At 49.6% G+C, this 25,838-nt stretch carries 19 protein-coding genes and 3 tRNA genes; 7 read left to right on the top strand and 15 right to left on the bottom strand.

Features of this window, described 5'->3' with window-relative positions:
* Window positions 1-70: 70 nt before the first annotated feature.
* Window positions 71-493 (bottom strand): organic hydroperoxide resistance protein, encoded by a 423-nt coding sequence (locus tag DFP94_RS10925; RefSeq protein WP_114496516.1) that lies wholly within the window; start codon window positions 491-493, stop codon window positions 71-73.
* A 205-nt stretch (window positions 494-698) separates the two neighbouring features.
* Between DFP94_RS10925 and DFP94_RS10930 the strand changes: the two genes are divergently transcribed.
* Entirely contained in the window at window positions 699-2,048 is a 1,350-nt protein-coding gene (locus DFP94_RS10930; RefSeq protein WP_114496517.1) for an Nramp family divalent metal transporter, read from the top strand.
* Between the two features lie 56 nt (window positions 2,049-2,104).
* On the opposite strand, the gene DFP94_RS26010 is transcribed toward DFP94_RS10930, so the two are convergent.
* The 6 genes from DFP94_RS26010 to DFP94_RS10960 form a co-directional block, all read right to left on the bottom strand.
* The gene (locus DFP94_RS26010; RefSeq protein WP_245954716.1) at window positions 2,105-3,091 is read right to left on the bottom strand and encodes a hypothetical protein; all 987 of its coding nucleotides are present in this window, start codon (window positions 3,089-3,091) and stop codon (window positions 2,105-2,107) included.
* A gap of 12 nt (window positions 3,092-3,103) precedes the next feature.
* Window positions 3,104-4,321 carry an ABC transporter permease gene (locus DFP94_RS10940; RefSeq protein ID WP_114496518.1) on the bottom strand — a complete coding sequence of 406 codons (1,218 nt, stop codon included), beginning with the start codon at window positions 4,319-4,321 and terminating at the stop codon, window positions 3,104-3,106.
* Window positions 4,318-5,013: an ABC transporter ATP-binding protein gene (locus DFP94_RS10945; RefSeq protein ID WP_114496519.1), complete on the bottom strand. Its 696-nt coding sequence runs from the start codon at window positions 5,011-5,013 to the stop codon at window positions 4,318-4,320. Before DFP94_RS10945 ends, DFP94_RS10940 begins: the two co-directional genes overlap by 4 nt.
* A 72-nt stretch (window positions 5,014-5,085) precedes the next feature.
* The gene (locus DFP94_RS10950) at window positions 5,086-6,798 is read right to left on the bottom strand and encodes an alkaline phosphatase (protein ID WP_114496520.1); all 1,713 of its coding nucleotides are present in this window, start codon (window positions 6,796-6,798) and stop codon (window positions 5,086-5,088) included.
* Window positions 6,799-6,985: 187 nt separating this feature from the next.
* Window positions 6,986-7,068 (bottom strand) — tRNA-Leu (locus tag DFP94_RS10955).
* A gap of 63 nt (window positions 7,069-7,131) precedes the next feature.
* The gene (locus DFP94_RS10960; protein WP_245954768.1) at window positions 7,132-7,449 is read right to left on the bottom strand and encodes a helix-turn-helix domain-containing protein; all 318 of its coding nucleotides are present in this window, start codon (window positions 7,447-7,449) and stop codon (window positions 7,132-7,134) included.
* Between the two features lie 253 nt (window positions 7,450-7,702).
* Here DFP94_RS10960 and DFP94_RS10965 point away from each other — a divergent pair, with 253 nt between their 5' ends.
* A complete protein-coding gene (locus DFP94_RS10965; protein WP_114496522.1) occupies window positions 7,703-8,338 on the top strand; it encodes a nitrogen regulation protein NR(II) in 636 nt (211 codons plus the stop codon).
* A 364-nt stretch (window positions 8,339-8,702) separates the two neighbouring features.
* On the top strand, window positions 8,703-9,560 hold the full coding sequence (locus DFP94_RS10970) for a Cof-type HAD-IIB family hydrolase (RefSeq protein ID WP_114496523.1): 858 nt from the start codon (window positions 8,703-8,705) through the stop codon (window positions 9,558-9,560).
* Between the two features lie 48 nt (window positions 9,561-9,608).
* Here the strand turns inward: DFP94_RS10970 and DFP94_RS10975 are convergent, their stop codons facing one another.
* From DFP94_RS10975 to DFP94_RS11005, 7 genes are all read right to left on the bottom strand, one after another.
* On the bottom strand, window positions 9,609-11,162 hold the full coding sequence (locus DFP94_RS10975) for an alpha/beta hydrolase (protein ID WP_114496524.1): 1,554 nt from the start codon (window positions 11,160-11,162) through the stop codon (window positions 9,609-9,611).
* Window positions 11,163-11,192: 30 nt separating this feature from the next.
* Window positions 11,193-12,215, bottom strand: a complete 1,023-nt coding sequence (locus tag DFP94_RS10980) for a FecCD family ABC transporter permease (RefSeq protein ID WP_114496525.1) — start codon at window positions 12,213-12,215, stop codon at window positions 11,193-11,195.
* Complete coding sequence (locus tag DFP94_RS10985) at window positions 12,208-13,215, bottom strand: FecCD family ABC transporter permease (RefSeq protein WP_114496526.1); 1,008 nt, start codon at window positions 13,213-13,215, stop codon at window positions 12,208-12,210. Before DFP94_RS10985 ends, DFP94_RS10980 begins: the two co-directional genes overlap by 8 nt.
* Before the next feature lie 22 nt (window positions 13,216-13,237).
* Window positions 13,238-14,269 carry an ABC transporter substrate-binding protein gene (locus DFP94_RS10990; protein ID WP_114496527.1) on the bottom strand — a complete coding sequence of 344 codons (1,032 nt, stop codon included), beginning with the start codon at window positions 14,267-14,269 and terminating at the stop codon, window positions 13,238-13,240.
* 109 nt (window positions 14,270-14,378) lie between these two features.
* Window positions 14,379-16,160 (bottom strand): helix-turn-helix domain-containing protein, encoded by a 1,782-nt coding sequence (locus DFP94_RS10995; RefSeq protein ID WP_114496528.1) that lies wholly within the window; start codon window positions 16,158-16,160, stop codon window positions 14,379-14,381.
* Window positions 16,161-16,405: 245 nt separating this feature from the next.
* Window positions 16,406-16,488: transfer RNA gene (locus DFP94_RS11000), tRNA-Leu, on the bottom strand.
* Between the two features lie 135 nt (window positions 16,489-16,623).
* Window positions 16,624-16,698, bottom strand: a tRNA-Glu gene (locus DFP94_RS11005).
* 517 nt (window positions 16,699-17,215) lie between these two features.
* On the opposite strand from DFP94_RS11005, the gene frlD reads away from it, so the two are divergent.
* The 4 genes from frlD (at window position 17,216) to DFP94_RS11025 (ending at window position 20,647) form a co-directional block, all read left to right on the top strand.
* The gene (gene frlD / locus DFP94_RS11010; protein WP_114496529.1) at window positions 17,216-18,001 is read left to right on the top strand and encodes a fructoselysine 6-kinase; all 786 of its coding nucleotides are present in this window, start codon (window positions 17,216-17,218) and stop codon (window positions 17,999-18,001) included.
* Window positions 18,002-18,036: 35 nt separating this feature from the next.
* Entirely contained in the window at window positions 18,037-18,888 is an 852-nt protein-coding gene (locus DFP94_RS11015) for an amidohydrolase family protein (RefSeq protein ID WP_114496530.1), read from the top strand.
* Window positions 18,889-18,892: 4 nt separating this feature from the next.
* Window positions 18,893-19,321, top strand: a complete 429-nt coding sequence (locus DFP94_RS11020; RefSeq protein ID WP_114496531.1) for a secondary thiamine-phosphate synthase enzyme YjbQ — start codon at window positions 18,893-18,895, stop codon at window positions 19,319-19,321.
* Between the two features lie 237 nt (window positions 19,322-19,558).
* Window positions 19,559-20,647, top strand: a complete 1,089-nt coding sequence (locus DFP94_RS11025) for a low temperature requirement protein A (protein WP_114496532.1) — start codon at window positions 19,559-19,561, stop codon at window positions 20,645-20,647.
* 171 nt (window positions 20,648-20,818) lie between these two features.
* Here the strand turns inward: DFP94_RS11025 and DFP94_RS11030 are convergent, their stop codons facing one another.
* A complete protein-coding gene (locus DFP94_RS11030; protein WP_114496533.1) occupies window positions 20,819-25,753 on the bottom strand; it encodes an S-layer homology domain-containing protein in 4,935 nt (1,644 codons plus the stop codon).
* Window positions 25,754-25,838: the final 85 nt, after the last annotated feature.

Raw genomic sequence — 25,838 nt, forward strand, 5'->3', positions numbered from 1 at the left:
GGATAACATGAAAAAGACTTCCCTTACATTATATCCGAAGGAAGTCTTTTTTATTGAAAAAGGCCGAAGCCTACTCCACAAGATTCAATTTCACTACAATGTTCCCTCGCGTCGCCTTGGAATACGGGCAAAATTCGTGGGCTTGATGCAGCAGTTCCTGGGCCTTGGAGCGTTCCACGCCAGGCAACTTGACGTCGATCTCCACGCTCAATCGGAACCCCCCGTCAGAATCGTCCTTCCCGATGCTTACGTGATGGGTCACTTCCGACTGGTCCGCCTGGACCCCTGCTTTCTCCGCTACATTCGCCAGTGCGCTCGCAAAGCAGGCCCCATATCCGGCGGCAAACAACTGCTCCGGATTGGTGCCGCTCCCACCTTCTCCCCCTAATGATTCGGGCATACTAAGTTCAAGATTCAAAACACCGTCCGAGGTAGCTACCGTACCGGTCCGTCCGCCTTTCACCGTGGCCGTGGCCGTATATAGTTTCTCCATGGTTAATGCCTCCTTGGGAAAAATAAAGTTGAAGTCACAGTCCATTTAAAGCAAAATACTAATTTTGAAACCGCTATAGGCAGAAAAAAGTTTCCCTAGACAAAAATTCTTGTAGGTGTACAATATAAAAGAAAGTAACGCATCGGTCCTTCGTTTTCAATTGATTTTGACCTGCATTTTACTCAATAGAATAAGGTGAGATACCATGAATGAAATTCAAGATAAGGCAGGAACCGGTATCCCAGGCTGGAAAATGAACGGCACGCAGCCGTCATTGCCTGAAGCCCATCGCTCCATGCGCATTCCGACTACCGGTTCTTGGTTCAGAAAATTTCTCGCATTTGCCGGCCCGGGTTATATGGTTGCAGTCGGTTATATGGACCCCGGCAACTGGGCGACCGACATCGAAGGCGGTTCCCGCTTCGGCTACACGCTGTTATCCGTTATCTTGTTATCCAATCTGATGGCAGTCCTGCTTCAGTCCCTTTCCGGCAAGCTGGGTATCGTGACTGGCCGGGACCTTGCGCAGGCCTGCCGGGATCATTATTCCAAGCCCGTCGTAATCGCGCTGTGGCTGCTTTGCGAACTGGCGATCGCCGCTACGGATCTTGCCGAAGTGATTGGGGCGGCTATCGCCCTCAACCTGCTGTTTGGCCTGCCCATCATTTACGGGGTTATGATTACCGCCGTGGACGTGCTGCTGATTTTACTGCTACAGAATAAAGGTTTCCGAACGCTTGAAATTTTCGTCGTCGTGCTTATTGCCACCATCGGGATCTGCTTCGGCATCGATCTGTTTCTCTCCAAACCGGATATGGGGCAAGTAGCTTTGGGGTATGTACCCAACGCGGACATCCTCCGCCGGCCGGAAATGCTTTACATCGCTATCGGCATTCTAGGCGCAACCGTCATGCCGCACAATCTTTACCTGCACTCTTCCATCGTGCAGACAAGGCAGTATAATCGGTCTTCCGCTGGGAAACGGCAGGCGATCAAATTCGCAACCTGGGATTCGACCATTGCGCTTACCTTCGCCCTGTTCATCAATTCAGCCATCTTGATCGTTTCTGCCGCAACGTTCCATTCGGCTGGAATGACCCAAGTCGCCGACATCAGCGAAGCATATCATCTGCTCACCCCGATTGTCGGGACCACGCTGGCGAGTGTGATGTTTGCGATTGCTCTGCTGGCATCCGGGCAAAACTCGACTTTAACGGGAACGCTAGCCGGTCAGATCGTCATGGAAGGCTTCGTGAACATTCGCCTGAGACCGTGGCTTCGGCGCCTGATCACGCGTTTGATCGCCATTATTCCTGCGGTGATCGTCACCGCCATATACGGCGAAAGAGGTACTCAGGATCTGCTCATCTTCAGTCAGGTTATCCTGTCCCTGCAACTCCCGTTCGCAGTGATCCCGCTGGTCAAGTTTACTTCCAGCAAGACCAAAATGGGCGAGTTTGCCAACAAACTATGGCTGAATATCCTCGCCTGGCTGATAGCGGGCATCATCGTTGTGCTGAATGTTTATTTGTTGGTTCAAACGATCATCTCATAAAAATAACCCCCGCAGGCTACCTGAGCAACGCCCGGCGGGGGTTTCCGTTTCCTATGCTATTCCTTAATTTCTTTAAATGACGCATCATATAGCCGGAACATCGTCTTGTAGCCGGATTCGTCAATCTTGATGCCGACATCGAGACGGCCGGTGATCTCGAGCGGCTCCGACTTGTATCTCAACTTGACGTCCTCCGGGACAAACACAATCATAATCTTGTTCCAATAGGTTTCGTCCCCATTATCGAACGGGCACTCCGCTCCGGGTTCGGGAATAAGTAGGAACCAGTTATTTTCAAAGGATAAAACTTCACCCATGAATCCCTTAATGGTCACGGTTGAACCGCTAAGATCCCAAAACGATTCGGACGGAGTGGTCTGATCCTCCCCGTCAAAAAACTGCGACCATCCGATCGACTGAATCGTCTTTTCCTTCGCCTCTGTTTTCGCGTCCCCTGACGCTGACGCCGCAACTTTCGCCTCCGTTTTGCCCGAGCTTGCTCCCGCAGCATTTCCAGAAGCTTCTTTCGTCTTAAGCTCTGACTTTCCTTTCTCGACATTAGCGGAGCTGGACGTTTTGTCGGGTTTTTGAGACTCCGCTGTTTTTGGTTTTGCCTCGCTGCCTGATTTCGTTCCCGGAGCGGTCTTCATTTCTGTGAATTGCTTGGTTTGTGGCATCGACGAAGCAGACTCACCGGACTCCTTAATTTCTTGGCCCTTCTCAGGTTTCACCGCTTTCTCACCCTTTGCCGACTCCTGGGATGTTTCAGTTTCACCCGATCCAATCGATGTTGAATTTCCGTTTGATTCGTTTGATTCGATAGTTCCGTTTGAAGCCTTTATCTGATCGTCTGCCCCCGTTACTTCAGTTCCTTCTACCGATTCCACCATTCCGGCCGAAGCGGTTGACTGCGTGAGACTTCCCGCAGCTTCGGCAAAAGAGCCCGCACCCCCGCTGACCTGCTTATCCTGACCGCATCCTTGCAAGAGAATAGCGAGAAGGATCAAGATTCCATACGACAATATCGTCCCCTTTTTCTTCATGCAACCACCTCCCTAAGCTTTAAATAAGGCCAGCGGATCCAGCCGATACATTCTTAGAGCCGGAAGCAAAGAAGCAGCAAGCCCGGTCGCGAGGGTGCCTGCGGCAATCACGGCATGATCTCCGGAAATCCGCAACGGTTGGATTTGAATTCCGGCGTAATGAAATAAGGCATCCTGCAAGAAATACCCGCCGAGATGGCCCGCCACGATGCCCAGAATCAGTCCCGTTCCCGTCAGAATCACCCCTTCTCCCAGCATAGCCGCGACAATGTAGGCCCGCGATTTTCCCAACAGACGCAGCAGTCCGGCATCTTTACTCCGCTCTCCCGCTGCGGCAACCAAAGACAGTAGAATCGAAACCGCCGCTAATAATACGCACAGTAATGTAACGATCTCGAGCAATTCCGAGCCCTTGTCCACGAGATTAACGACATCAGCCACCGCTTTGCTCGTATAAACCACCTGCACCCGGCCCTCTTCTTCAAGGGAGGTTCGCAGTTCCTGTCCGGCCTGCAAAGTAGCCGGTTTCACGAGGATAGACGTAATATCTCTCTCCTCCGCAGATTCTCCATGAACGGCCCAGGCATAATCCACTGTCGTAAAAATAGCGCGATCGTCCGGGGTATTCAGCTTTGGCAATATTCCCTTAACGGTATAGGTAAAACTTTCGTGTTCGTCGTGTTCGTCGTGTTCATCGTGCTCCCGGCCCTCTTCTTCTAGATGAACTTCTTCCACCAGCCCGTGGGCCCCGGAAAAAGTATCCCCGACCCGAATGTTCAGCATTTTGGCCGCATACGCACCGATCACGACTTCCCCTGTCTTCGCATACAAATTCCCCTCGCTCAGGCGTTGATCCCCATATCGAGTCAAAAAATAACCCGGGTCAATGCCCACGATAGGATATTCATTGTAATGGTCGCCCGTTGTCAATGCGTAGGCCTGATCAACCGCTGGATTACCCCGGACCTCATCCAGCGTTTCCCCTGGAATATTTCCCGTCGGGGCTCCCACATGATAAAAAGTGTTCAAAACCAGCTGAGTTTCGCTCCCCGCCGCGCCAACAACCAGATCGAAAGGCCCGTAGCCTTTCTCCGCCCCTTGTTCGACTCCCGCCTTGGACATCGATAGCAAGAGAATAAAAGCGACGGTTGCCGTCACGGACAATATCGTCAACAGCGACAAAAACTTGCGGTGCAGCACATTTCTCAGCAAATAATGCAGCAAATTCATATCGCAAGCCCTCCCGGTTCCCGCGTTCGGCGATGCACATCATTGATCTGCCGGATATGCAGGCACTCCGGAAAACGCTCGGCCATTCTTAAATCGTGGGTCACGACCAGCAAGGTATGAAGGTCGCTTCGGCATAACTCAAGCAACAGCTCTGCGATCTCGTCCGCGGTTTCCCAGTCCAGACTCCCCGTCGGTTCATCTGCAAGAATCAGTTTGGGCTCCGAGATTAACGCCCTGATGATCGCCACGCGCTGCTGCTGTCCCCTGGACAGCTCCCCGGGCTTGTGATCCTTCCGTTCCTGTAGGCCAACCCGTTCAAACCAGTCGTCTACTCTGTCGCGCCGTTCGGCTGAGCTGTATTTGCGGTTCATAGCGATCTCCACATTCTGCTTCGCCGTCAAGGAAGGAATCAGGTGGAAATCTTGCAAAATATAGCCGATTTGATCGGCTCGAAACCGGTCGCGCCCTGACTCGTTCATAGCTGAAAGCCGACTATCACCGATGGAGATTTCCCCTTCATCCAGCCGCATGATCCCGCTGATCAAGTGCAGCAGCGTACTTTTGCCGGAACCGCTCGGTCCTGTAATCGCGATTTTCTCTCCTGCCTTAACGTTCCATTCCGGAATGTCCAGAATAGGTATGTCCTTGCCCGCCACATGAAACTTCTTCTTTAATCCCCGGATCTGCAGCATCGGTTCTCCCTCCAGCAAAGAATAAAAGGAAACAGGAGAAGTGGCTTCTCCTGTTTCGCTTCGCCCTGCTCCTTATTTCAATTGAATTCGTTCTGACAAGGTGTCCCATTTCAGACTTTTCCCGCTAAGCTGGTTGAATGCCGATAGCGGCAGATACAAAGTCTCGTTATCGACATTTACGGTAAATGAGACTGCTTTTCCGTCCGCTTTAGCCGTTCCTGCGCTCAGGTCAACCGTTAAGGTTGCGCCCTTCCCGGTCAATACGGCAGCATTCCCGTTGACCTGATAAGTCCCGCCGAGCGCCTCCGTTAATGCTTTGGCGGGGTACAACACTTCCTTGTCACGATTAATTTTGAACTTCGGATACAAATGCTTCGACTGGAGGCCGTCCGTTGCCTTCGTCAAGTCGAGACCCAGTACTTCCGCTCCGGCTATCGCAACCTGCGTGTTATCGACTTGCCCTTTGAGCTTCTCGGCAATCGGTCCGTAAGCCCATACCCCGACATCCACCGCCGAGTGTCCGTGCCCGGACCAGCCGATCAGAAGCCGCTTGGAAATAACCGCGTTATATCCGCCCTCCCGCTTATAGGAAGATCCGTCCCCATCCAAAATGAGTTGGGCTTCTTCATCGGTCAAATCGGTAATCCACGTATTGTCCGACACAATTTTTTTGATATCGGCCATCGTTTTGGCTTCGTTCAGTGAATTGATCAGATACTCCGAGGAATGCTTCTGTTTATCCCACAGATCGATATTAACTTCATAAATGTTATCTCGGGACAGCGACAACCCGCCCGTCTCATGGTCCGCCGTTACTACAACGGAAGTATTGCCGTTCTTTTTGGCAAAATCGATCGCCACCTTGAATGCGGCGTCGAAGTCGAGCGCTTCCTGTACCATTGTCGGAAGATCGTTGGCATGTCCGGCATGGTCGATCCGGCCGCCTTCAATCATGATCGCGAACCCGTCCTGGTCCGCGGACAAAATCTCCAGCGCCTTAGAAGTCATCTCTGCAAGATTAGGTGTTTCCGCAGTTCTATCCGGCACATAATTCACATGGGAGTTGCCGAACAGCCCCAGCACTTTGGCGTCTTTCGACGTCAACGCCTTCAGGCTTTGCGCGTTCTCGACGACTTTATATCCCTTGGCTTCAAAATCGGGGAGCAGATTTTTGTCAGTCCGTTTGCCCTTCTCCTCTTTGGTCACAAAAAATGATTTCCCGCCGCCAAAAAGGACATCCACGCCGCTGTCCAAATATTGGGAAGCAATTGCGTTTTCGTTGTCACGACTCCGGACATGCGAGGCATATACGGCAGGCGTAGCGTGGGTGATGCGCGCCGTTGTTACAAGACCTGTGGATTTTCCGTCGATTTCAGCCGCTTCAATAACGGAAGCGAACGGTTTCGATACATCTTCATTGGATACGCTGATACCCGCATTATAGGTTTTGTGACCGGTCGCAAAAGCGGTCCCGGCCGAAGCCGAATCCGTTACGATCCCCGAAACGATCGTGCCGCCGTCTTCGCCGCGGTCGGCGTATGTAGTAGCCTGGCCGACATAGTAAGGGTCGAGATTCAGTTTTTGAATCCCTTTTTCATACTGCTGATAATAACGTGCCGCCGAAACTTGGGCCGGCCCCATGCCGTCTCCGATCAGCACGATCAAATTTTTCGATGTTCCATTTCCCGCAGCCGTACCGTTTTCTTTGGCGATAGCTGCCGGTCCCGCTGCTATGACGGATAGCGCCAATCCGCTGGCCGCAAGCCCTCTCCAGAACTTGTTCATTCAATTCCCTCCCATTTTTTATAACTAAGTAGAGTTTAATGGGCTATTATTAACGGAATGTCAGAGAAATGTTCCAGACAAGTAAAAAATTCCGAATATCTCGGGATAATAAGCCGCTCCCGCTTAAAACACAAAAAAAGCCCCCGGACCATTGTCCAGGGACTTTTTCTTTTTCTTGTTCTTGTGATGCGGTCGAGAGGACTCGAACCTCCACGGGCATAAGCCCACTACCCCCTCAAGATAGCGTGTCTGCCATTCCACCACGACCGCTCGGCAGTTTTAGAAACGAACATTTTCAATTATATAGCGGTGCTTGCTAAATGTAAAGTAGAATTAATTCCCTTCATTTTCTTTTCGCTTTCGGTATCTTGCAAATTCCAGATATTCTTGAATAAAAACCACCTCACGCGGCGTCAATTGATCCGTCACTTTTCCCCAATCAATGGCGAGGTTAGCACCATAGCAACCGGGACTCTCATTGACTTGAAGCGGATTTCTTTCCCGTCCGGTCAACAGCCAATCGAGGCTGACATCAAAAAAAGCGGAAATCTCAATCAGCTTATTCGTGCTCGGCGTTGACTTTCCCCGCTTCCAATCCCCCAGGTTCCCCGTGCTGATGCCAAGTTTCAGACAAAATTCCTTTTTCGTCATTCCTTTTGTCTTAATCAAAATTTCAATCCTGTCGTAGATAGACAATCGCTTTCGACCTTCCTTCAAAATACGTCAAATTACGCATTTAAGTATTTTTTGTTGTTTAATTACGCATTTGCGTATATAATGAACTAAATACTCCTTTGCGCTTCTATTGTCGGCCAATTATAACATATAATTTCCATCCATTAATAGGACGAGCAGCCTATGATTGTTTTCGTTTACTTTATTATGGACTATAGGAGCGTAAACCGTGACCGATACATTTGCCAAATGGAAAAAAGCCGCACACTTGCTTCCAAAAGGGTTGGCCGTTGTCGATCCCGAAGGAACGATCCAATTCGTCAATATGGCCTGGGCCAGGGTGGCCACCATGCACGGGCTATCACCGCTCTGGGACCGTCCCGGAATCAATCTGATACGTCATTTCAAGGATTCCATCTATGATCATAAACCGTTCATCCGCAAACTATGGTTGGATTTGAAATGCATTTTGGACGGCAGCAGTACCTATTACTCCGCTGAGATTCACTCCCCTGGCCATGCTACGCGCTGGTACTTAATTGAGGCCGTTCCAATAACCTCCGAAGAGATATTGCCGGTCGGCGGCATGCTGCTTGTTTCCTCAGACATCACGGTCTATAAGGAACTCGAAGTACAGTTGCAGACAGCCCTGGCTCAAGTCCGAACGTTGCACGGCCTGCTTCCGATCTGTGCGGTATGCAAGAAAATCAAGGAAGAGGAAGAGCAGTGGAGCCCCATCGAAGAATATTTAATAAAACACACCCATGCCGAGTTTACCCACGATATTTGTCCCGATTGCATCCGTTTGTTGTACCCGAAGTACTCCTCCATCCTGGATCGACTGGACAAGCCTTCCGGGGACTAAACCAAGTTGCCGGTCGGCGCTTGCCGTCCCGAATCACGTTTTCTTTTCATTCTGGACACATCATCCCCGTGGTAGCACCGACTATGCCGCCAAGCACAATGCTGAATCCGCCCCAATGCATCATAGCCGCGCCATCATTATTCTCTCACAGCGACTCATCTCATTCTCTCCTTTAGTTACAGGATGTGATAAACAACGGCCTACATAATCACACCCGGAGCCAACTCTATAAAAACGCGGCAGCAAGCTGGCTGCATACCGTTCATTGTAACACATACAATAAGGGTTGACCTGAAATGCATTTCATGTTTTATACTCTTTCCAGTGCAACAAGACCATATCGTCCGACAGGGAGGAAACCATCATGAAATTAATTGCCATAGATTTGGACGGGACACTGTTAACCGCGGAAAGCAAACCAAGCGCGGAAGGTATAGCCGCCATCAGAGAGATGCTACAGCAACAGAATCACAAAATCGCGATATGCACAGGCAGGGCAAGCTATGATGTGCGGCATCTGATCGGAGAAGGACTAAAACTGCCCATCATTTCTTTTAACGGAGCGGCTGTTTACGGCGAGGATGAGCAACTCCTGAATGAAACGCCGATTAAAAATGAAATTGCCCGTGAGGCAATCGCATTTTTAGGGGATCAGGACGTCTATTTTGAAATTTTTAGCCCGGATGCCATCTACTCTCCATCCAAGGGAGAGGACAAATTACGTGCGGAAATGGATGTGCTGAAGAGCGCCAACCCGGAGATCGACTACGGCCAGTTATGGAAAAGCGCACTTATCCAATTCGTGCAATTCGGCATCGTGCCCATCGATCGTCCTATGGAAGTCATCGATCGCGGAGCTTCCGTTTATAAGCTGCTTGTTTTTACTTATAACGAGGAAAAGCTAGATCAGATCCGCCGGCATTTCGACAGCCTGCCTTCCGTGCATACTACCTCCTCGGCCGACCATACGCTGGAAATCATTTCAACCGAAACGGATAAGGGACATGCCCTGCAATTTTTGGCGGATTACTACGGCATTGCCATGGAAGATACCGTGGTGATCGGGGACAGCTACAACGATATTTCCATGTTCCGGATCGCCGGAACCCGAATTGCGATGGGGAACGCTGTGGATGAGATCAAACAGCTTAGCACTGCCGTGACCCGTGATAACAATGAACACGGAGTTGCTTACGCGCTGAATCGCCTGATCCCGGAATAAGTATAAATAACCGCCAAGACCTTTAGTCTTAGCGGTTATTTTATTCCTTCATTTTGTCACGAAGCGAAGTAGAGGACTTATCAAGGAGGGGATCACCGAAACATGTCCTTCCCCTTCGATCTCCCTAAACTCGGTATGAAGAGACGTATCGGTCTGCCGGAGTTTGCCGATAAACTCACTGGCATCCGTGAGCATGGACTCCTTCTCCTCCGTCCCCACAATGACAAGAAGCTCCGCGATTTTCCCGTTATTCTTGAACTCTTCCATCACTTCATCCCACATTTGAAAAAGCATCTTATTTTTCCACCAGATAGACGGGCTTGCAGCTATAAACCGTTGAAAGGTGCCTTTGCGGGAAAGCATGGCATATAAGGACAAAAAGCCGCCAAGCGAGTGGCCAAACATCGCCTGTTTAGAGCGGTTAATCGCAACTCGTTGCTCTACGGCCGGTTTGAGCTGAAACTCGATAAAGTCAAGAAAATCATCAGCGCCGCCCGTGTCCGGCCAAGCCGAGCCTCCCGGGCGCTCCGGCAGTTCGCTTGCTTCGGCAAACACCGTATAATCACGGAACCGCTCCCCGGTAACGAAGAGATCGGGGGAATCATAGCCGATTCCGACGATGACGGCGGCGGGAATTCCATGCGGCCCCCGTGATTGCATGCTCATGGACTCCGCCAGGATCCCGAAGGAAGCATTGGCATCCAGCGAATAAAGCACGGGATAACCTTCCACGGGCGGTGGACCCTGGGGCACGGACACGTGAATCCGGTATTCGCGGCCCGTGTTTCGCGCAATCATGCGCCAGGATTCGGTTCCCGGCACCTGAAAACCACCCGCGTCAGACTTTACGGGCACCGGGTTTTCAGGAGCGGGATCAAGCAACCGCTGCAGCGCTTCGGGAAACCTTTTAATCATAAACAAATCATCATGGGTTGCATCCGGCTCCAGGACGAAAGTCAGCCGATCAGCCGGAAATCCCTGCTCCTTCATATGCGCATACAGTTCCTCATTATACCGGACCATGCCGCTTTGCGCGTTGCTCTTGTATTTACCCTCGCAGCCGCCAACGGACAGATATACCCGAAGTTCTTTCTTCAAGCCCTCCGAATGCTTCATATATTCCATTACGCCTTCATACCACAAGGAAGCCGACAACATTCCGATCCGGCCGAAAACTTCCGGTCTCCAATGGCCGGCGAACCAGGAGATCAGTCCCCCGAGCGATCCGCCGATCATCGCGGTATATTCCGCTTCTTTTCGCGTTCGGTAATGCTTGTCGATGTAAGGCTTAAGCACATCGGCAATTTCATCTACATATTGCCTCCCATTGCCCCCGAATCCTTTCCCTTCCTTTGCCACGGAATTCGCAGACCATGGGGTATACTCGTCATTCCGGTGCTCGGTCTGAATTCCCACCAGAATCAGCTCACTTAATTGCCGTGTCGCAAACAGATGCTCCAGATACCTGATACATCCCGTAAACTGGAACCCTCCGTCTTGAACATACGCGACGGGATACTGACGATTTCCTTGCTCATATGAGGGCGGCAAATACAGCAACATTTCTCTTGTGCCGATCAGCAGCTCTTGGAAAAGCTTCATCTTGACCTCCCGTTAAAACCTGTTGTGTTTTTATTTTCTACTTCGGATCAGCAAATAGACAAAATAGGGCACCCCCAAGATGGATACCACGATGCCTACCGCCAATTCGGCCGGAGCAAACAAGGTTTTGCCGATAAAATCGCTGATCACCACGATAGCCATTCCGATCACGCCGCTGACCGGAAGGACATGCTTATGCTGCAGGCCGACAAGCTGCCGAGCCAGATGAGGGGCGATCAACCCGACGAACCCAATCGCTCCCGAAACGGACACGCTCGCGCTAACGAGTCCGATGCCCAGCAGCAATAATAGCTTTTTCTCGCGTTCCACGGCCACGCCCAGTCCTTTTACGCTATCCTCGTTCATTTGAAACAGGTCCAGTACATGGGAACGCCACCAGATTAACAGCGGGACCACTAGCAACCAGGGCAGCAGGGCAGCGACGAATTTCCAGTTTGCGCCGTGAAGGCTGCCGGAAAGCCAGACCGCTGCCATTTCAAAATCCTGCGGATTCATTTTAAGCGAAACATACAGGGTTACCGCTCCGAATCCGGAGCTCATGGCGATACCGACCAGAATTAACCGCTGGGGATCCAGCTTGCCGCCTTGCTTTGCAAACAAGAAAATGATCACCGTTGCCGCGACACCGCCAGCCAGGCCAAACAGCGGCATCGTCATGACTCCCAGCCAGCCGGTCAATTGCACGGTCCCTTGAAACAGGAACATAAACAGCACGACCGTCATGCCGGCTCCCGCATTGATTCCGAGGATGCCCGGATCGGCAAGACCGTTACGCGTTATTCCCTGCAGGACGCAACCCGCTATGCCAAGGGCAAATCCGATTCCCGCTCCGAGAACGATTCTGGGGAGGCGAAAATCAAACACAACGAGATCGTAATCAGGCTGAGGATCGATGCGTAAAATTGTTTTTACAATATTTATCACGGAGATATCAAAGGTTCCGTTGGTCAAACTGAAATACACGGCAACAAATACGATCAGGACGCCGCACGCCAGCACGGCTGCTGTCCTGCAGCCAGAGGATTTACGCACGCTGCTCCCCTCCTTTTGTCTTGATCAGATAAAGGAAGAAAGGAACGCCGAAGAGGGCCGTGACTACACCAACCGGAGTTTCGAACGGGAAATTGATAAACCTTGCGATAAGATCGCAAGCCGTCAGGAACAAACCGCCCAGTACACCGGAGACGGGAATGATCCACCGGTAGTCGGAGCCGGAGATGAACCTGGCGATATGAGGGATAATCAGGCCGACGAATGCGATTTTTCCGGCCAGTGCCACGGACACCCCGGTCAAAATAACGACAGCCAACATGGCCAAGCCTTTCACCAGCCAGATCCGGATCCCGAGTCCCGCCGCCGTCTCTTCCCCAAGCGACAGCGCTGAGACCGATTTTGTCAAAGTCAGGCTTAAAGCAAGACCAGCGACGGCAAACGGAATGCAGAGCTTGATCAGTTCCGGGTCGAGCTGATGCAGCCGGGAATTGTACCAAAAGCTCAATTTTTGCGACACCTGAAAATAGGTCTGAATGGCATTCGCCGTCCCGCTCAGAAAACTCCCGATTACCGTGCCTAGAATCGCCAGTCTTACGGGAGACATGCCTTGGGGAATCAACCAGGCCAGCCCGAACACGAGGGCTGCTCCTATCGCGGATCCCAGCAGTGAACTCAGAATATAGAATTCCGAATGTGCATTCGGCATCAAGACCATAAACAGCGTAACGGCAAACACCGATCCGTCCGAAACGCCCATGATCGAGGGGGACGCCAGGTAGTTTCTCGTTATCCCTTGCATCAGTGCGCCCGACACGGCAAGAAACGCGCCGATTAACAGCGATCCCACGGCTCTCGGAAGCCTTGAAGTCATGACGATCTGATGATCGACGCTATTCTCGTCAAAGGCGAAGACCGCATTCCAGACGATGTCCAGCGTCATATTTTTTGCGCCATACCGGATAGAAAGTAGTATCAATAAAAGAGCGGCTGCCGGGGCCATCACAAGGATGAACGCCGGCAGCATTTTTTTGTGCCTCATTTTCAACACGCCTTATATTAAGCTATTTTACCAGTTCGCTTACTGCAGCTTTCAGAAACTGAATCTTGCTGTAAGCCGTACCGCCTTGTGCAAGCGGGTCGACCGCATTGACAAAGAGCTTGCCGTTCTTGACTGCGGCGATATTTTTGATGATCGGATCGTTTTTGAACTCTTCGAGCGCATTCGGCGCGTCCTTATTCTCGTCCGGCGAGAATTGAAGGAACAGATAGTCCGGATTCATTTCGGCAAATTTCTCTTTAGAGATCAGTTCCTGGGCCTTAGCCGCTTTCACCTCGGCAGGTGCCGTTAGTCCAAGATCCTCATAGAGCACGGGATTAAAAAATACTTTTTCAGGATACAGATACAGTTCGCCGGCACGAATGCGGACGGCAACCACTTTCGCATTTTTGACGGAGTCATTAAGTTGCAACTTTGCGCTTTCCAGATCAGCCTTATATTTTTCGATTTCCTGCTCCGCTTGCTCCTGCTTTCCGCTCAATTCGCCAAGCAGCCGCAAATTGCTTTCCCAGTCGGTAGAAATGTGGGAGTAAGGAATGGTCGGCGCAATTTTGCTCAACTGCTCCATCACTTCCGGTTTGAATTTCGTGCTCCCCAAAATCACATCAGGCTTCAAAGACAAAATCGTCTCGAAGTTCGGTTCGGTCTTCTCGCCGACGGATTGGGCATCCGTTGTAATCGATTGGAACAGTTCGGGGAATTGTCCGGCGACCGTGATGGCTCCGATCGGCTTTACGTCTAACACGATCGAGTCCTCCATCGCTTCAACCGCGCCGGTGATTACGATACGCTCGGTTTTTGCCGGTAGAATATATTCTTTATCCAGATATTTCACGGTTTTGGTATCCGATTGTGCGGCAGCATCTCCGCCATTTTCCTTCGAAGTGGAATTTTCAGAAGTTGCAGTCCCCGCTACCGCGGAGTTGGAAGTTTCATTGCCGGATGCGGTTCCGTTTGTCTCTTTCTTTTCCCCGCAAGCCGTTAAAACTACCATAAATACTAACAGTAACCCCACCATCCATTTGATTTGCTTCATCTTTACTTGCTGCTCCCTTCCTGCTACCGATATATTGATAATGAGAATTATTATCATTTATATCTTAAAGACCATCTCCAAATCCGGCCATGGAATATTGTCGGAACTTTCATGGATTATTTCCGGAAAAGAAAGAAGGAATCTCCTCCAGCATACGGGATATCGCTATAGGCGAATATTCCCTCCAGGGGTAGGAAGGCAACACATGAATGTTCCCGGCACGTAAAGCCCGAATTCTCAGCCATTCCGGAGAAGCTTGCAGCTCTCTCCAGTATTCCAGGGTTTCCGTGTCCTGACGGACAAGCAATAAAATATGATCCGCATCGCAATCCGCCAACTGCGTTATCTTAAGTGAAACACCGGAAGGTGTATTTTTCATAAGGGATACCGGAGCGAGGCCCAAAATCGTAAACAACACCTCTTCTACGCCACGACCTTCGTTGATATGTAATACGTTGGAGTGAAGCCGCAGCGGCAAAATGCCGGGTAATCCGGTCCGTTCATTCAGAAAGCGAGGGAAGTTTTGGACTGCTGTTTGTACTTTCCGTTCAAAGCCTGCCAGCCAGCTTTTGGCCTCGGTTGTCCTATCGAGAAATTCGGCCAGGTCCATTAGCTGATTCTTCCACCCTAAGGTTTCTTCCTTCATTTGATATACTGGGGCGATCTCCTGCAGCCGTTCCCTCTCCCAGGCTTCGGTTTCCGAAGCACAGATAATCAACTCCGGTTTGGATGCGGCAAGTTTCCGAAGATTCTCATGCTTATGATGATTTTGACGGAAAGCGCTGAGATGAACCGGAACGACCGGCGCCAAGGCATGGTGATATTCACGGGACCATTTCGGGTGAAGCGGCGCGGCGTAGGGAGTAATCTGAAGCGGAATCAGAAATCCGAGAATCGATGAGGAGCCGTATACGGCGAGTTTGTTTTTTTGTGTCTTCAAATAAGCTGAAGGGGACATCCCGAACACCTTTTTAAACTTCCGGCTAAAATAAAATTCGTCCCGGTATCCGACCCTATGCGCCACTTCCCTTAGAAGGCGGTCCGAGCCCAGCATAAGCTGCTTGGCCTTGTTCATGCGGATTTGAGTCAGGTAATCCATGGCGCTGGAGCCATAGGTTTTCTTGAATAACTCGGCGTAGTATTTCGGACTAAGCTCGGCGATACCGGCAAGCTGGTCAACAGATAGATCTTCGCCGTAGTACTCTTCCATATGCTTTTTTGATTGTTCCAGCGCTTGGGTTTTGTTATTGCCAACCCCCCGGTTCCATGTAGTCAGAATGCTATAGAGCATTTCCTGAAAATCGATCTGTGCCCTCCATGTCTTCAACCCTTCATGATGACGGGAATTTTCATAAATGGAGCGGCATAAAGAAGCAATCCGATCCTCCGATCCGGTCATGCTAACAATCCCCTGGGGAAGTATCCCTTCCATTGCCGACTCTAATAAGGCATGTCCATATAGATTATCCGCTTGAAATAAGCTGAAATAGATAACGGCGACGCTCACCGCACCTTGCGTAGTACAGGGGGTAATACCGAACGTGCTGTCCCCCGCGCAAAAGCAGGCCGATCCTCTGCTCATCCGAGTCACCAGTTCGCCTCTCTCAATGTCGGCTTCTCCAGTGAGCACCACGATCAGGGTCGTATGCAAGGTCAGCCGCTGATCGGTAACCACCTGCTGCCCGCTCCATAGTTCAGTATCCCATAACCGGATCGTCCAGGCGCTAGCGTTAATCGTTTGACGGTGTGTTAGTTTGTCCTGCTTGAAACGCTTTTCTGGTTTATTGGGCTTATCCCGCAAAATCTGTCTATTTCTATGAGATTCAATATGATGATCAGAGGTGCTGAACTTCTGTCGTATATCATGTTGGTCAGGTTTACTGTGCAGCAATAATGATTCCACCTTTGCTGATAATGGTTATCATTATCATATATAATCCCTGCCAATGTGTCCAGATAAGATAGAGTTGGAGCCACCTGAGCTTACATATCTCATTTACCTCATTGGATAAAATCCAATGGAAAAGCGAGAAGACGTCCGATCCGGTCAATCAAGCGCTGCACTGTCCGAACATAGGAAAAAGGAGCAATCCCCTCGTAGTCAAAACTACACGGGACTGCCCCTTCAACACATGATGCGGTCGAGAGGACTCGAACCTCCACGGGCGTACGCCCACTACCCCCTCAAGATAGCGTGTCTGCCATTCCACCACGACCGCATATTCAATTAAAAAATGGTGACCCGTAGGGGATACTCTCACTTCGTTCGAGACTGCGATGTTATTGCTAACGACGCTTAGGCTCCGACGAACCCCTCAAGGGCTTCTCACCCTAACTTGAACCATTACATTAAATGGTGACCCGTAGGGGATTCGAACCCCTGTTACCTCCGTGAAAGGGAGGTGTCTTAACCCCTTGACCAACGGGCCATATCAATTCCGCCCTGAAGCGGCGACAAGAATGAGTATAACAAATCGAAATGTACCTTGCAACACTTTTTTGACCTTATTCGAGTTCATTTATTAATCTAAAACTACCGGTTTTTGCTGGACAGCACATAGTAGACTTGGAGTCCGGCCAGCGTAATGCCGATACCAACAGGTGAACGCAGCGGATCACTGACAATCGTGCTGGCCAGGATATATAGAACCCACCTGCCCTCCTAGAATAGGAGTACCCGGGTAGAGCGGCACACAGTAGCATCGTCCTTTCTCCTATGGCAGTTTTTTACGTGTTCTGCCGGATCTTTGATTTCTCCTGTCATATTGTCACGCTGATCCAACCATCATAGGTCATAATGTGCTCAGAACCGCCACCCCAAGGCCCAAGAATTCCTCTCTTGACACCCTATATGAAAACGCTTATATTGGATATATTAACAATACGTTATATAACGTTATTAGAATTTATTTAGCGGATATCTATGTGTAGAAAGGTTGATATTTTATGAAAGTTGTTGCAGTCGGATATAGCTGTATGGATGTTTATGACAATCTGGATAAGAGCTATCCTACAGGCAATGGTGTGGATTTTGCTATCAATATTAAAAAACGGGGAATCCCCGCTGCTGTTGTGAGCGCTGTAGGAAATGATTCTTATGGAGAACAGATGGCTGAGAAGCTGCAGATAAGCGGAATTGATACTACTCACCTCCGGGTGGATAAGGGCTCAACGGCACAAATTCATATGCAGTTAATTGATAACGATCGAGTCCACGGTAATTGTATTGATGGAGTTATGGCCAATTATTATTTGACAGATGACGATTTTGACTTTATTAAGCAGCATGATTACATTCATACCGATTACTTCGGACGTATTTATGGCTTACTGGCACAATTCAGACAAGCGGGCTGCAAGATCGCCTTTGATTTCTCTACATTTTTGGAGGATAAGGATTTTGAATTGATTATCCCGAATGTGGATTATGCTTTATTCTCATACTCACAGCGAGATTCATGGATTGAAGACAAAATGAAGTGGGCTTGTGATCAAGGAGTACAAATCGCAGTGGCTACTTTTGGAGAGTTTGGAAGTTTGGCCTATGATGGAAAGCAGTTCTATACGGGAAGTATTATAAAAGTAGAAAATATTGTAAATACCGTTGGGGCCGGGGACTCCTTTTTTGCCGGATTTATGGCAGGGGTGATCAAGGGTCTTCCGATAGAAAGCTGCTTGCAAGAGGGTGCAAAGCTGTCCGCTGAGGTCATTCAAAAATTTGAACCCTATTAATTTTAAAAGCTGAAGATATTGGAGGAGTAGAAGAAATGATTATTGATGCACATGTACATCCGATTTATTTTGATACGATTTGCGAGGATGATTCCGTCCTGAAATTCCGTTCTGAGCAATTTGGTATCTATAAGCAGTCACCATACAGTTATGAGGAAATTATAGCTGAAATGATTTATGGTAAGATCGACCGTTCCATTCTGCTTCCACTTGATTTAACAACACAAAGTGGCGGCTGTATTGTAAGTAATGAGGAGATCAAGAAGATCATAGATCGTCATCCCGATTCATTTATTGGATTTGCCAGTGTGGATCCGTATCGTAAGGATGCGGTGGAGGTTTTGGAGAATGCCTTTGCCAATCTGAAGCTAAGCGGGCTAAAGCTGAATCCTTCCAAGCAGCGGTTTTATCCTGATGATAAGCTATTGTGGCCGATCTATGAAAAGTGTAGAGAATATGATAAGCCGATCATGTTTCATGCCGGCTTGAGTTGGGAGCCTAATGCGCTCGCCAAGTATGCTAACCCGATTCATTATGAGCAGGTAGCAGTGGAATTCCCGGAACTGAGAATGTGTCTCGCCCATTTTGCATGGCCATGGGTTAGAGAAATGATGATGCTGATGATAAAATATCCTAATGTCTACACAGATACCTCAATGCTGTATATGGATTCCTTTAATGATTTTATGGAGCGTATATTCATGAAGGAAATGGAACCGCAGACCCTTGAACGCAATTTTGCCAAGCAAGTGATGTTTGGTTCAAATACCCCGAGATTTCGTGCGTTTAAATTAAAAAAAGCTATAGAAAATCTACCGTTTAGTGAAAAGGTAAAGACGAACATTTTTGGGGGAAATGCACTTGCATTTCTAGGGGAGGAGAAATAAGCTTATGGTCAAATTAGTTCCAATCTCATGTATGTCGAAACAGGCGGTTCAAATGATAAACATCACTGAGGAAGTACACAAAATCGTTGCGGAATCAGGAATTACGAATGGCATGGTCGCAGTAATTACGGCTCATACGACCACAGGAATTACGATCAATGAACCGCTGGAGTGTGTAGAAACAGATATATTACAACGGCTGGAGAAGCTCGTTCCTGATGATGATAAATATATTCATGCTCACTTTCTTCCATCCTATGGGGCTACAAGCAATAACTCGCCAGGTCATTTGAAATCGATGCTGCTGGGAAACAGCTGTATGTTTCCGATTCAGGAATCCAGAATTGTTTGTGGTTCTGCTCAACATATCTATCTTGTGGAGTGTGACGGTCCGCAGACTCGTAAAGTATACGTTCAAATGATGGGTGAGTAACTGGAAAACTAACTATGCCGTTTCTAATAACGGATACGTTAACAACAATGCAGCATCAGAGGAGCTATTTTGTAGGCAGTTTTATCTGCTTGCGAAATAGCTCCGTTTTCTATCTGGCTTAATACCAAAGGTCTAAATATTGGCTTATTTTTTAAGTAATTGTGTGCTAGTATATTCTGATGAAACGTCACCAGTCTCCATACCTATTCTGCAGAATCTGAGAGGGGCTTCCTAACCATGCATGAAAAAAAGGTTTCTTGGCTGGAGCTTTTTTACGATTTGTTATTTGTAGCCGCTGTTTCCAAAGCTACCCATGTATTGCTGCATGTAGAGCATAACAGTATATCCGTTGAACATCTGTTGAAATTCATCCTGATTTTCGTTCCGATTTGGTGGGCTTGGGTAGGGCAATCCGTATACATCAACCGATTCGGCCATGACAGCAATGCGCAACGGCTCTTTATGATCGTGCAGCTGTTTTTTGTTTTGATCATGACCGCCAGTCTTGATGTGGACTTTGATTCAAATTATTTGCCGTTTTTTGTCGGATATATCGGTTTAAGAAGCTTAACCGCCGTCCAGTATGTGCTCTCTTCGCGGACAGAGACTGCACATAGGCAAAAAACAGCCCGTTTCTTAGCAGCCTCCTTTGGGCTAGGGATTGTTATCTCCTGCTTTTCCCTCTTTTTTGACTCCCCAGTACGGTATTTGTTTCTATATGCAGGCATTGCTGTGGACATTATCGTACCACTGCTCGGTCGAAAGATTTTGGTCAAGACGCCGATTCATACTGCGCATTTATTAGAACGTTTCGCGTTGTTCACCCTGATTCTGCTTGGTGAATCAGTAGTCAGCATGCTGTCGGTCCTGCAATCCTATAAATTCACAGGATCTTCTGTTTTATTTGCGGCCCTGGCCTTTCTATTAGTGATAGCCATCTGGTGGCAATACTTCGAGAATGTGGAGAAGCACGTAGACAAATCGAAGCAAACGGCGGGACAGAGTCTCATTTACGGACACTTGTTTATTTATTTTTCACTCAGTATGATTGCCGCTTCAATACAGCTTCTCTTTGTAGATCAATTGGAGTACGTCTTTATGCTTTGTTTTGCCTTCGGCTCTGTGCTGATCTATTATATTTCCGTGATGTTCATACTCTATCAGTACAAATTCAATCATCTTAGACCCAGCTTCACCGTTGTTACTCTGTTAACCGGCATTCTCTGTGCCCTGTTTACCCTGGACCTATTCATAGCGGCCTCTCCACATCTTATATTAGGCGAGTTGATGTTGTTCTTCATCATATTCGCCAAAGCAACGGCTTAAATGGGGTTATCACCTAAGCGGCGGTTGAATAAAGACACAAAGCAGCGAGTCTCCAATAACCGGGAGAACCGCTGCTTTGTTACCCTTTTTTTGACCTTCTTTTTCGATTTTTTGCAAAATCCCCCGTCCACGATTCAATCGGACAGGGGACTTACCTAATCTAATTTCGAATCATTTAAGCAAGGGGGCGATGAGGGCTGCGATCTCGCCCCGGGTAATATTCGCCTTCGGCTTTATCGTTCCGTCAGGATAACCGGAAACGACGCCGGCAGAAACCCACGCTTGAATCGCTTCGTAAGCCCAGCTTGAAATCTGGTTCTTATCCTTAAAGTCGGGAGCTTCCTTATCTTGTTGCGGCATATCCGCTTTCAATGCCCTGTAGAGAATAACTATCGCTTCTTCTCTCGTAATCTTTTGGCCCGGCCTAAAGGTTCCGTCCGAAAAGCCGCTGATCAGTCCGGCCTGCTGCAGCCCATTCACGTACTCGGCATACCAGGCGCCAGCTTCTATATCTTTGTAGGCAGATGTACCTGACATCCCGTCTAATTCGAGCATTCGGGAAATCACTGCCGCAAACTCGGCTCTGCTCATCATGAGGTTCGGCTTAAACGTACCGTCACCATAGCCGTTCATAATGCCACGTTCAACCAGACGCAGAATCGAAGTCGTAGCCCAGTGATTTGCGACATCCGTCAATAAAGGCCCTGCCGGAGTGGAACCATTGCTGCCTCCGTTATTGTCATTATTGCCGGTATTACCGGTGTCGTTGCCCGGGTTAACGGAACCGGCGTTGCCGCCACTGCCGTTTCCGTTATTTGCGGAGCCATTGCCGCCGTTATTGTTTCCGTTATTTCCGCTATTTCCGTTGTTTCCGCTGCCATTTCCATCTCCGCCGTTATCTCCCCCACCATTCCCGTTTCCGGACACCCAAATCAGCACCGGTTCCGTATAAATATCATAGGTCTTCTCCTCGTCCAGGGAAGCGGTATACCGGAGCAAAGCGTAGGTACGGCCCGGTTTCAACGCCGTAATTCGGCTTTGTTCCGTCTCATCGAGCTTAATTACTCCATTGTCATCCAAAAGCACGATATCCGGGATGATCACCTTCCGGTTATGGCTGTAGCTCTCCGCGGTGGCCGATAGCTCGATGCTCTCTCCCTGCTTAAGCGCTACTTCCTTTTGCCCGGCTTCCAGCGTAATATCCCAATCTTTTGCCCAAAACGCATAGTCCGTCGTAATGCCGAAGACGCCCGTCATAAATATCGATTTAAAATCAGCATGATTATTGTAAGTCCAAGGCGAAACAAGAAGACCGCGGTGATGGGCGGCTTCCATAAACTTCGGCCCAAGTCCGCCATAGCTGGTATTTAAAGTCGTGTTATACTGCTGCATCACTTTCAAAGTCTCGCGCAGCGCGCCGTTAACCCGGTTCTCGTTCGCATATCCTCCCGTCAACAGTCCCAGCGGCATGTCGGGCATTTGTTCGGCAAGCCGGGTCAACTGATTCGTATCGAATGACATCACATTAATCAAATCCTCGGCATCCTTTTCTTTTACCAGCTTCACAAAGGCGTCCACCGCCGCAGGAGAACTTGTTTTTATTTCTGCGTAAATCATGGCCCCCCGTTCTCTGGCCAGGTCGATCTGCTCCTCCAGGGTCGCAATCCGCGCCTCGGGATAATCGGCCCCAGGTACCTGATTGACTTTTAGTTTTCGCAGTTCTTCCAAGGTCATATTTTCTACCATACCGGTGCCGTCGGTTGTCGTATCGACCACACTGTCATGGATAATGACCAGGTGTCCGTCCTTGGACAGGTAGATGTCATTCTCAATAAAATCCGCCCCCGCATCCAGGGAAAGCTTGTTACTGATAATCGTATTCTCGGGAGCAACGGAAGGCATCCCTCTATGGCCGATAACATAAGGCTTGCGGATCACTGTAGACTCATGGGAATATAGTTCAAGCGCGTTTCGCGCCTTTTCCGGGTAATTCGTAACGATCCCGTTGACTCCCGCCGTAATCAGGCGGTGCAGGTTCACCACCTTCTCCTGACTGTCGGCTGTCTTGCTTTCCTTGACCCAAACCACCATCGTCCGCTGTTGAAGGTAAGAAACGTTCTCCTTTGTCGCTAAGGCTTGAGGTAGAATTACGATTTTGGCTTGGCTAAGCGTTGCCTTTTTCCGCAATTCCATCAATTCCTTCTCGGTTGCGCTCGTTATCCCGCTGGAATCGATAATCCCGCGGATCATCCCAAAGGACTCCCTGCCCTTCTTCACGAGTTCGGGATTAGGAGATACGATGAAGGCATCCTCCAGATCGATACTTTCCAAATATTCCGTCAAGGCTTCAACCGTTTGTTCATCCTTGACATAAAAAGCGGGAATCATCAAGGTATCGATGGCCTCCAGCGCCTCATTCAAGCTCATGATGGCTTTGCCGCTTCCGGATGACACCACTTTCAAATCCTTGTCCACATGGATAACGATAGTAGCAGGCAGATTACCTTCCTTAAGCCCATTCAGTTGTTGCACGCTTTCCAGTTCCGTAATTACGGATGGAGCAAGGGCAATCCGGGTATCCGTTTCCGCTACGGAAACGAAACGTTCTTCAGGCAGCGGCGGCAGTTCCTCCAGCTGGAGCGTGATCCGCAGGTTATCCAGCTTCATGACGCTCCCGTTGACCTGCAGCCCGATGCCGCCTTTCAAGTAGGAACCTCCGTTAGCTGTATTGATGATTACTTGATCATTGATCGACTCCATCACCCGATCGCCGTAGGTCGTAACCGTATAATGGTACATTTTATCCGGGCTGATGTTTTCGGTGAAGGAACCCTTATTCATGACATTCCAGTCATTCGAAGGCGTTCGTTCGGCGAACTCCACGCCATTGACCGCCGCGGCATTTTGCCGGACAGCCATTTGATAATAAGGGTATCCGCCGTTTTGCGGATTTTGGATCCGGTACATGATGGAATGCCATCTTGCCGGATCATTGGCCGCGAGATGCGTTACGTCAGCTTCGATTTTGTAATTGCCGAACAGCTGCAGATATTCCGGCAGCAACACCCTGGAAGGATTGTCCGGTGCCGAACCCGCCTGAATCACGAAGGCTCCGGCATTTACGGCCGCTTTATCTTTCGAGGACCCTTCGATTCTTGTCCAGCCATCAGGCAGCTCGCCTTCCGTTTCCTGGTCAAAGCCGTTTTCATAGAGAACATACTCGGCGTCCCCTTTATCTTTCGCCACGATCATCAACTTTACCGCCGCCTCATCCTTCTGGCCGACAACGGCGGTTACCCCCCTTTGCTGCGCAACCAGCTTCCCGTCAGTGATCAAGACATTACTGTCGCTCGAGGTCCACTCCAATTCCGCTCCGCTTACGGGTCCTTCCGAAAAGTCATTAAACTGAGCCTGAAACTCAATTCCATTCAGGTCAAGCTCTTGGCTCGTTTCGGCCAGCACATAGCCGGTTTCATGAGCAAGAGAGGTCACGGCTAGTCCCGTGGAGCTTGGCGTGACCGTTACGGAACCGGACCACTCCGCATTGGCGTAAACTGCCCTAAGCGTTGCCGTTCCTTCTTTTACAGGATATACCTTGTCCCCCTTCACTTTCAAGACGCTTTCGTCCGATGAATAAAACCGAAGCTTCCCTTCCTCCATCGGTTCCGTCAACCCGTCCGAATAATACACGCTTCCCGTTACGGATAAAGGGCCTGTCAATGCTTCGACCGAATCGGGTGCCTGTAGACGCAGTTCGTCCGCCGTAATCCGGGTAACCTTCAGGTTGTCAAAAGCAACCGTGCTTTGATCGGCCTGAAATCCTACCTTCCCCCGGGCCAGCAGTTCCGAATCAAAGCTTTTGTCCACAAGAAGCCTATATTCAGCTTCATCTTTTACTTTAATGTATTCCTTCACATTATTTTCGAAGACCCGGACCTTGAACCGATAGTCCTTATTCAATTCCAAAGCTTCCGAAGGTCCGCTGGCGATAACCGACCAGCTGTTATCCGGCTTCCGGTATGCCACTTCATACGTACCGTTCTGTCGGACAGCCATTTGATTATAAGGGGCCTTGCCGTCCGATGCCCCCCGGAACATAAGAGCAGCCCAACGAGCGGAATTCAACACGCTGTCAAAGCGGACGTCCGCCTCAATCATATAATTGTCCCACTGCACAGGGGCGCTAATTCTGCTCTGCTTGTTGGAAGCCGTCCCTGCAAAGGTCATGCTTCCGTTCCCATAGGTGTCCTGAACGACAGTAAACGGTGCGCTGCCGGCGTTCATGTCCGGGATCCAGCCATAAGGAAGTTCTCCTGTAAGATAACTATCGAAACTTTCCTCCAGCAATATCGGATTCACATCTCCTGAAACGGGATGATCATCGGTTAGCGTAAGCACGCCGTACCCTTGCGTATCATTCCAAAACGAGCTTGATTGATAAGCGCTCCAGGCATTGACCCGCTGATGGGCCGTATCTGCCCCGTATCGGTCGGTTGCGGTCGCCTCAAAGCCAAGCTGTTTCTGGAGGACAGGATCCATCTCCAACATGCTCCATGGCACGGCAGCTTCTATCGACCACCCGCGGCCGGTCGTCCGAATCGCCCTTAATATATTTTTCTCATTCTTCTCCGCGTGATTTCCGAGCGCCGCACCAAAATGAAACTCCGGTGTAGCCGTATTCGGCTTGTACACAAAGCCTGCTTGCATATCGCTGTCCATAAACGGAGCGGATTGATGAAGGGCGGGGTCAAAAAACAAGCTGACGCTATCCTGTTCAAACCAAGAACCGGATGCATTCGTTACCAGTTGCTCATCCTCCATCTCCAAGCCGATATACAAGTATTGATGGTCCCAGAGTAAACCGAGTTTGGCCGGAGTACCCAGCCCTTCGCCTAAAGGCACCTCCAACGTTTCCGTCAGAGTCCAGAATGATTCATCGAATCTGCCGTCAATCACCGGCGCCGTCAACGTCCTGGCGACGTTCATCATCTTTCGGCCGGGTTCCTCGGCGGCCGCCGAGGATAGTGGCAAGGCCAGGGATAGGACGGTATTCCCCAGAAGTGCGACAAGCAGGCAAAGGCTTAAATACTTTATACAGGATCTCATGGTTTTCTTCCTCTCTTTTTCGCGGCGAAAAACGAGTAAAACCCTTTATCCAACAAGCAGGAACCCGCAAAAAAGCCAATAAGCG

Source organism: Fontibacillus phaseoli (assembly GCF_003337355.1).
In the GTDB taxonomy this organism is placed as follows: Bacteria; Bacillota; Bacilli; order Paenibacillales; family Paenibacillaceae; genus Fontibacillus; species Fontibacillus phaseoli.